General features: G+C 69.0%; 1 protein-coding gene. It reads right to left on the bottom strand.

From position 1 onward, the window contains the following. On the bottom strand, positions 1-9,571 hold a 9,571-nt coding region (locus tag ACIQ7H_RS02930; RefSeq protein WP_395788215.1), incomplete at its 3' end, for an RHS repeat-associated core domain-containing protein. Between the last annotated feature and the right edge of the window lie 200 nt (positions 9,572-9,771).

The raw sequence follows: 9,771 nt of genomic DNA on the forward strand, positions 1-9,771 counted from the left end.
AGCGCAACGGGTTGCCGACGGCGTACAGGTACTTGTTGAGCGTGATCGGATTGAGGACATCGCCCTCCCACGGATCGATTCTGTTGAACCGTCCGAGGTTGGGCCGGTAGTACCGCTGCTGCGCGTAGTACGAGCTGCCTTCGCGCTCCCGGTAGTGCCCCGTGTACGCGATCCGCGGCAGGTCGGTCGCGCTGGCGGTGGTTTCGCCCCAGGCGTCGTAGCGCAGTTGGCCGGCTTCGGCGCCGTTGCTTCTGCTCCAGCGGATCGGGCTGCGCAGGGCGTCGTGTTGGGCGTAGCGGGTGTCGGTCAGCCTGCGGCTGGCGAGGATGCGTCCGGCGGCCCAGTCGTGGGCTTCGAGGACGTTGTTGGCGGCGTTGGTTTCGCGTCGTAGCGTTGGGCCGTCCCAGCCGAAACGGGTGACGTCGGTGTTTGTGCGGCGTTCGACGCGTTTGCCTTCGGCGTCGTAGCTGTAGTGCACCGGCGGGGCGCCGGGCAGGGTCAGGGTGGCGAGGCGGTCCTGGGCGTTCGGGCGGTAGGTGGTGGTTTGGCCGTTGGTGGTTTCGGTGATGAGGTGTCCGCGGGCGTCGTAGGTGTAGTCGGTGGTGATGCCGCTGACGCTGTCCTGCGTTTGGATCAGGCGCTGATGGGCCTGGTAGGTGTAGCGGGTGTCGCTGACGGTGGTGCTGCCGCGGCGCACTTCTTCGCGCGTGCGGTTACCAACGGCGTCGAGGGTGTAGGTGGTGGTGGTGATGCTGTTGTCGGTGCCGAGGACGCTTGTTTCGGTCAACCGATCGTCGCGGTCGTAGCCGTAGTCGGTGACCTGGGTGCGGGCGCTGCTGCCGCTGCCGTCGATGCGGGTTTCGCGTTCGCGGTTGCCGCGGTCGTCGTAGCGGTATTCGAAGCGCGCGACCTGCGCGCCGCTGTGGCTGTGGGTGATGGTCTCGACCCGGCCGGCAGCGTCGTAGCCGTAGCGGCTGCTGGCGCCGTTCGGGTGGGTGATCGTGTCGAGGCGACCGGCGGGGGTGTAGTCGAGGCTGGTGCTGCCGGCGCCGGGCACGGTCACCGCGGTGGTGCGGTTCAGGGCGTCGGGCTGGTAGCTGGTGATGCCGGCCGGGTCTTCGCGGCGCGTGCGGTTGCCGACTTCGTCATGCGTCCACACGGTGCGCTGGCCGTAGCGGTCGGTTTCGGTTTCCAGCCAGCCTTGGCCGTTGTAGCGCCGCTGGGTCAGGGCGATGCCGTCGCTGCCGCCGGACTGGCTCAGTTGGGTCGGGCGGCCGTCGCCGTCGAGCTGGAAGCTCTCATTACCGATGTCGCCGGGCGCAGCGGCGCTGTAGCTGCGCGCGGTGGTGCGGCCGAGGCCGTCTACGCTGAGCGTGATGGTCTGGCCGCTGCGGTCGGTGTGCGAGGTGCGCTCGCCTTCGCCGTTGTGCCCGAAGGCCTCGTCGCCGCCGATCGGGTGGTCGATGTTGGTGAGCCGATGGCGGGCGTCAAAGCGGTAGACGGTGGCGTGGCCGGCCGCATCCTGACTGCGCTCACGGTTGCCATGGCGGTCGTAGCCGTAAACGGTGGTGTGGCCTTCGGGGCTGTCGACGGCGACCAGACGGTCGGCGCCGTCATAGTCAAAGCCCCACTCAGCGTTGCCGGGGCGCTCGGTCGAGGTGCGGTTGTTTGCGAGGTCGTAGCCGTGGGTGGTGGGGCCGACGCCGGGGTCGGTTTGCTCGGTCAGGCGCTGGCGGATGTCGTAGTCAAAACGGGTGGTCAGGCCGTCGGCGTCGGTCTGGGTCTTGACGCCGCCCCAGGGCGTGTAGGTCCAGCGCTGAACAAAACCGAGCGCGCGGGTGTCGGTCAGGCGCGAGCCGCCGGCGTCCAGGGTGTAGCGGGTGGTTTGGTTGCGGGCATCGGTGACGGCTTCGACGCGGCCGGCGTCGTCGTAGTCCAGGGTTTCGATCGGCAGGCCGTCGCGGGTACGTACCGTGGGCCGGCCCGCGGCATCGTAGGTGGTGCCGTGGACGATGCCGCGGCGGTCGGTGTGGCTCAGCACGTTGCCGGCGACATCCGGCACCCAGATCTGGGTGGTGCCGGGCGGGCTCGGGTCGCGCTGGCCGGTGCGGTGGTTCAGGGCGTTGTAGCTGTATAGGGTGGTGCGGCTGGCGGCGTCGGTGTATTCCAAGACGTTGCCCAGCGCGTCCAGCTTCCATGCACGGGTGTTGCCGCCTGCAGCGTTCGGCAGGGTGGAGCCAATGCGGCGGCCCAGGCCGTCGTAGGTGTGCGTGGTGGTGTTCGAATTGGCGTCGGTTTCACTCAGCAGGTCGCCGTGCACGCTGTAGCTGAACTCCAGCACGCGCGGGCCGCTGTCGCCGGCCGGCAGCACGCGCCGGGTCTCGTAGCCCAGCGCGTTCCACGTCGAAACCGTCGGCCGGTTCAGGCCGTCGGTGCGCTCGATAATGTTGCCCGCTTCGTCGTAGCTGTAGCCCTCGAATTTGCCGATGCCATCGCTCGCGCTTTCCCGACGATTGAGCTCGTCGTAGGCGTAGGTGATCAGGCGGCCGTCCGAGCTGGCCGCGGTGATGCGGTTGCCGACGGCGTCCAGGGTGTAGGTGGTGACTTGGCCGGGGCGCGGGCCGCTTTCGCTCTCAAGGCGGCCGGCGGCGTCGTAGCTGTAGGTGACGGTGTTGCCCAGCGGGTCGATCTTCTGGGTGACCCGGCCGGCGCCGTCGAAGCCCTGCTCCCAGCGCGCACCGGTGCCGTCGATGGCGGCGATCTGCTGGCCGCGGGCGTCGAACTCCCAGCCTTGTTCGCGCGGCGGCGTGCTGTTCAGGGTCTCGCTGATGCGCTGGTCGGCGCCGTCGTAGCCGAAGGTCTGCCGGCGGCCTTCCGGGCCGGTGCTTGAGGTCAGGCGATCGCGGTCATCGAACACCTGGACCGTTTCACCGCCGTTGGCATCGACGATGCGGGTGGCGTTGCCGTTGGGGTCGCGCGTGGTGAGGGTCTCGGCCCAGCCGGCGTCGGCGCCGATGAAGTGCGCCTCGCGCGTGCGCAGGTTGAGCGGGTGCGCATACGCGAATCGGGACCGGCGCTCACCGCCGATGCCGCTGACTGTTTCGGTAAGCACATGGCCCAGTGCGTCGTGGGTGTAGATGATCGACTTGCCCAGCGGCGCTGAGGTGCTGACTCGGAAGTTGGCCGAGTTGTAGGTGTGGGTGGTGCTGAAGCCGCGGAAGTCGGTTTCGCTGAGCAGATTGCCGTGGTCGTCGTAGCTGAAGCTGCGCGTATCGTCGGCGGCATTGGTTTCGGACAACAGGCGGCCCTGGCCGTCGTAGGTCCGCGTGGTGGCGTTGCGGTTCTCGTCGGTGTCGACCCGCTGGCGGCCACCCAAGGTGTAGACGGTGCTGCGCTCGCCCAGCGGATGGCGGGCCAGGGTCAGGCGATCCAGCGCGTCGTAGCTGTACTCGGTGGTGACGCCGGCGCCGTCGGTCTCGCTGCGCATGCGCCCGCGGGCATCAAAGCTGGCGCCGCGACGCACGCCGAGCGCATCGGTTTCGGTGGTGACATGGCCGTAGGCGTCAAACGCGTAGGTCACGAGTTCGCTGCGGCCGTCGACCCGGCTGGTGCGGTCGCCACGCGCGGAGTAGCCGTAGGTCTCGCCGACGCCGCCGCGACTGCGGCCGTTGAGGTTGCCGCGGGCGTCGTAGGCAAAGGTTTCAGGTATGCCGCGGGCGTCGACGGCGGTGCGCACGCGGTCCTTGATCGGCACCGCGAAGGCCTCCGGCGGCGCATAGGTCCAGCTGCGGGAGAGATTGCCCTGGTGCGCGATGCTCTCGCTCAGGCGGTTGCCGTGGGCGTCGTAGGTGTAGGTGGTGACTGCACCCAGCACATCGGTGACCGACCGCGGCTGCAGGTGCTCAAGATCCCACTCGGTGGTGGTCGTGCCGGCCGGGCTGGTGAGTTGCTCGGTGGCGCCGACGAGGTTCAGTCGATAGGTGCTGGCATTGCTGCGGGCGTCCACCACCACGGTCGAGGTGGGCGACAGACCGCGTAGGCCTTGGTAGGTGAAGCCGACCGTGCCGGCATCGGTCTCGCTGAGCGATTCCACCCGCTGTTCGGGGATCAGCATCACATTGCCATCGGGCAGGCCGACGCCGGTCCAGCCGAGCTGCCAGCGGTAGTCGCGGGTGGAATTGAAACTGCTGTTGCGCGCTTGGGTAAGGCGAAAGCCGAAGTGGTAGCGACGGGATTGCCCGCCGGGCTGGCGGACCCACAGCGCGCCGAAGTCCTGGTACTCGTAGGTCTCGGTGCGCGCGCCGCTGCCGCCGCCGGAACGTACGGCGGAGCGCAGGTTGCCGTCGTCGTGGTAGGTGTAGTCGATGCGCAGGCCCTCGGGGCCTTGCAGGTTGCGCAACAGGGTTCGGCTTTCGGTCATCGGCAACCCGAGCGGCCCCGGCCGCTGCAGGCGCAGCACCTGGTAGTCGAACGACAGCGCGCGATCGGCATCGTCGGCGATGCGCCGCACCACGTGTTCGCTGCCAACCATGGCGTACTCGTAGCGCACCCGGTTGCCGTTGCTGTCCTCGATGAAGCTCAGCCGGGTGCCGTCCGCACTGCGTTCGCCAAAGTGATGGCGAGTGCCGTCCTTGCTGAAGAAATCGAAGCTGCCGGGGCTGTCTGCGACCAGACGGAAGGTGCCGTGGAAGCCGTTGCCGGAGCGGAAGCGCGGCTGGCCGGCGGCGTCGAGGCCGGCGGGCACGTAGCGCTGGCCCTGCCCGGCGGCGCCGGTGACCACGTAGCTGCCGCAGGTGTCGCCGACCACGCGCGCCTCGATGTCCGACTGCCAGCCGCGCCCCAGCAGGCTGGGCTCGTCGCCAGAATGCGAGGCATAGGTGCGGGTGAAGCGCAGGCCGGGGCCGCGCCCACCGATGGCGACGTCCGCGGCGCTGATCACTGCATGGCCGTCGTACACGTCCACGCCCTTCACCAGGCTGCGCGCCAGCGGCAGGGCACCGCGACGCTGCTCACGGTGAATCAGCCGCCCGCTGTGGGTTTCGTCCTCATCGTCAGTGCGCGCGCGCAGCTCGAACTCATAGACGCCGAAGGGCAGTTCGGCGGCGCGCAGCTGGGTTTCGTGCACGCCCGCCGAGAACGCCTCGGCATCAATGGCCAGCAGGGCCGAGTCGCCGCGGCTGCCGTCTTCTTCCAGCGCGAACACCTCCAAGTCCACGGTGGCGTCCTGGCCAATCGCGAACATGAAGCGCGAGCCGCTCTGGCAGACGTAGTCGGTCTGCACGTCGATCTCGGTCTGCATCTCGATGCTGCGCGGGAAGCGCTCGCCGAACAGGGTCTCAAGCTCGGGCAAGGGGGCCGTGCCCTTGAGGCTGCCGTAGGCGGCGACGATGCGGCTGCCGATCTGCAGCGGTACGCGGGCGGATTCCAGCGGGTTCTCAGAGCCCGGGTTGACCACGTATTGAAGGAACCGGTCTTTGGTGGCGTCGAAGGCGAATCCTCGGCGCAGGACACACGTTTTGCCGGGGACATCCTGGCAGAAGGTTCTGCTCTCTCCTGCCCCGTTGTCGCTGAGGATCGAGATTCTCGGCCGCCATGTTTCTGGCTGCACCGGAGCATTCAGATCGACATCAGTCGTGGTGCGCTGGAACTCGTTGAGGTCGAGCGGGTTGGGGCTGAACGTCGGATCGTCCAGCTGGAGCGCCCAGCCCGGGCTGATATGCCGCTCGTACCGCCCGGTCTGGGCGCCGTCGGCGGTGTAGGCGAACTCAGCGAAAAGCTCGACTTTCGCAGGCTCCGCACCGGCGACAACATCAAACTCGAACCAGCCGTTGCCTTCAGAGCGCAGGGCCGAAACCTCGGCGCCGCGCGCCCGGAAGGGGTTCTGGGTCAGCTCTGTGAGCCCGAAGATCTGAGGATCGAGGCGTGGGTTCGCTGGGAGGGATCCGATCGAGTAGTAGGCGAATCGCCTGGGCGCCGCAAAGGCTTCACCGACTCGTGTGGTTCGCTTCGCTTCTGGGTGAACCACCTCAACGATCACCCCGGGCGGATCAAAGGGATAGCAGCGGGGACTATCGCCCAGCACAGCGTAGGCGCCGGCACCCACGTGGAAGCTACGGCTGACCTCGACGCCGCCCGGGCCACTCGCTCGCAGCCGGACATCGCTGTTCCACATATTGGTCGGCACGGCACTGACGCCCAAGGCGCCGTCCGGCTCCAGGTACCGCACGAGTTCTGGCTGCAGGCAGGCGTGCTGGCCAAGCAAGGGCGTGCCAGCAGGGCAGGCGGACTCCGCGGTGTAGATCGCGCTCGGGATGATAGGAATAGCGGGATCGGCGAGCGCAACGCACTGCGGAGAATGGGTATCCTCGACGACGATCTCGACCTCCTGCGCCCCGATCGGGTTGTCGTACCGGTCGTAGGCCAGCAAGTTGAAATTGACGTGTTGAACCTGGGGAGCAACGTAGCTCCAGCGATCAAAATTCATCCACCCCAACATGACCGGGGCGACGAAGGAATCGACAGGCCCCAGGGCTGGGACCCATTCCAGTCGAGCCAGTGGACCCGCCAGCATGTTCAGCTGATAGTCCTCGCCCGTGGTCAGGCGCCCCTCTTGTGCATCGGCCATCACCTCAACCTGCGCGAGAAATGCACGGGTTCGACGCCCCTGCGCATTCAGGAGATAGTTCCAGAGTAGGCCAGTCGATGATGTCGGCGCCTGGGCGTTCACGGTCGCCGCCCCTTTGCGATCGGTCAGCGTGACGACACGGCCCGCACTACCGGCGGCGGGCAATACGCCGCGGCCCTCTCGCTCGATCCAGTCGACGCTGGCGCCCTGCACCGGCCGCCCCTGTGCGTCGATGGCAATCACTCGCAGCGGTCTGGCGTAGGGCTCGCCCGCCAATGCGCTCTGGTCCTGTGCGGTCGAGTCCAGCAGCAGCAGCACCGCGGCCAGCGGATCCTCATTCGGCGGCTCCGCATAAGGGTCCGCCAGGATCTCGGCCAAATCCTGGTAGTACCAGAGCCCGGGTGGGACGGCGGTCATGCCGCCGGCATAGCCGCCGGACAGGAAGTAGCCGCTTTCGCCGGTGGCCGGGTTTTCCACGCGCCAGGCGGAGCCTGTCCAGGCGTCCAGGGTGAGCGGGGCCTGCGGGATCTGGACCTCGAAGCCGCGCGATAGCCAGTGCGCGACCGAAGTGCGCACCCGTGCGGGGTGGGCGCCGAGAGCGTCGGTGGTGCTGGCGGCGCCTAGCTGCAGCACCGGCAGACCACGGGCCGCGGCCAGCTGCAGAGCGCGGTCTGCAGAGATCGAGTCGACCGCCCACTGGGTGATGAACTGCTGCGACTCCAGCGCACTGCCGTGCAGGGACGAGACGCGCAGCCAGGCGGCCTCATCGCCTGCTGTGTCGCGCAACGAGAATGGCTCCAGTGGGCGCAGGCCGGCATCGAGCGCCACGCCCTCGAATTTCAAGCGTTCGACCAGCCCGAGTGCACCTTCCGGCTGCACCTGCGGCAGCGCCAGGGCCAAGGCCGGCAGCGGGCGGATCACGCGGACGCCGAACGCGGCCGCGCTTTCGGCGTCCGCCTGTGCCCAGTGGGCGAGATAGCGTTGCGCGAACTGGTTGAGCACCGCGCCCGCGGGCGGGCCGGCCAGCAGGTCGCCGCCGGATTCGGGCGGCTGCTCGATGCGGCCGTCGCCGTGGGCATCGATGGCGAAGCCGGCCAGGCTGCCGGCGATCAGGCGCTGGCTGTGCGAGAGCTCGCCGGCCGGCGACTGCAGGCGGATCTCCAACCGGTGCACTGCGCCCGCCTCGACGATGCCCTGCCCGGGCTGGGCTGGCAGGCCCACCGGCAGCAGGCTCGGCCGCAGGCGCATCAGGTGGGCTGGGAATCCACCCATGCCGCCGTTCAAATTGGCGAGGTGCTGGTCTTCCACCGTGGCCGGCTGGTAGGCCAGGGTGAAGCGCTGCGACTGCAGATCCGACAGCGCGACGCGGGCGTCCAACAGGGGTGCGGCGCCCTCGGTGTCGGTCGCATGCAGCAGTACCCGCAGCCATTGGCGCTCCTCATCGGGCAGCTCCGAGTATTCGCCGTTGACGGCAATCACCGGGTAGGGCGTGCTGGCGGGCAGCAGGTGCAGGGGCGCGGCATCCGGCCCGTGGCTGCCCGCCAGGCTGCCGAGCGCGCGCGGCGGCTGTTGGGCCGCGAGCGCGGCCGACAGCTGCTCGCGCAGGGCCGGCCAAGGCAGCTGCGAGCGTTCGGACTGCAGCTGGGCGCGCAGCCACTCGCGAACGTCGAGTGCGACCTCGCCCAGTACCGGCCGACCGGGCTCGAAGCTGGCGGGCTTGAGCGCCGGCATCAGTGGCACCCAGGTGGGCTCGCTCAGATCGGCCACGGTGCCCCGATAGTTGCCGTAGGGCACGCGCGCCGACACCCAGATATGGCGAAGCTGAAACGCCACCACTCGCCCGCCCGACAGCCGTGGCTGATGCGGCACGCCGGCCGCCGCAAGTGCCGCGCCGACCCGCGAAGCCGGCACACCGATCTGCTGCGCAAGCTCGGCCACCGGCACCTCGACCACGCCGACCACATAGCGTGCCGCCGCGCCGCTGGCGCGCAGCAGGGCGATCAGCAGGCTGGCCTGTTCGACATCGTTGCCGGCGCGCCGACGGAGTGTGCTGTCGACGCTCTGGGTCGAACCGGCGGACCATTCGGTGCGCACTTCGGAGCGCACCAGATCGAAGATGCGGGTGTAGCTGTGTTCGAGCTGCGCGGCCTGATTGAGTACATCCCTGCTCAGGCGCACCTCCCCGGACGCCAGCAGATCTGCGGCCTGCGGCGCGACGTCGACGCCAGCGGCGTAGCTGGGCGCCACGTTCAGCTGTGTATCGGGAACGCTCGGCGGCAGCCGCGGACGGCTGACCGGCAGGGTGCCGTTGCCGTAGATGCCATCGGCTACGCCGGCGGGATCCAGCGCGGCCAGCTTCGTCTGCAGATTGACTTGTGCGGCCTTGGCCAGCGGGCTGCGCTGCAGCGCATCGGCGGCGGCCAGGATCGCTGCGCTCGCCGAGTCCCAGCGGCGCAGGGCGTCCTGGCTACGGGCCTCAAGCAGCCCAGACAAGCCCAGCGCCTGCGCGACATTGCTGCTCGGCAGACGCTGCTGGTGCGCACGCACCAGCAGATCGGCGGCATGCAGTTGCTCGATCGCGGCGGCGCGGGCTTTGGCGGGATCGGATGTGCGGCTGCTCGATCCGATCACTGCCAGAACATCACGCGCTGACTTGACGAAGCCGGCGGCGGGCCCGGCTGGGCGGTCGACCGCGGGGTCGGCAACGACGTCTTGTTTGGCACGCTCAGCGCGCGCGGCCGCCGAAAGGTGGCTGGTGTCCTCGCCGCGCAGCAGGTGCGGAACGATGCTTGGCCGCTCGCTCGCGGGCATGGCCGTCGATGGCTGCGCCTCGGCGCCGGCGGCCGCTGCCACCGCCGGCGCTGCGGTGAGTACGGTCAGCACGAGCCCCGCCTGCAGAAGGATCGCGCAGCTGATCGACGCGGAGCGGGTCAAGAATCGGGGCATTGAAGAAAAATCCATTGAACGATGCAGAACAGACTGAACTGCCGCGGGCTGCAGGCCGCGGCCGGCGTCATGCCCGCTGCGGGCAGCCACACAGGCGCAGGCAGCGGGGCTGATGTTGCCGGCGGCAGCCGCGGGTGCCGACCGGCGAGGCCGGCAGCAGCACTCAAGCTCGTCGCCGGCAGTTGGATGGTGGTGCGCAG

Origin of the sequence: Aquimonas sp. (genome assembly GCF_044377145.1) — a bacterium.
In the GTDB taxonomy this organism is placed as follows: Bacteria; Pseudomonadota; Gammaproteobacteria; order Xanthomonadales; family Xanthomonadaceae; genus Aquimonas.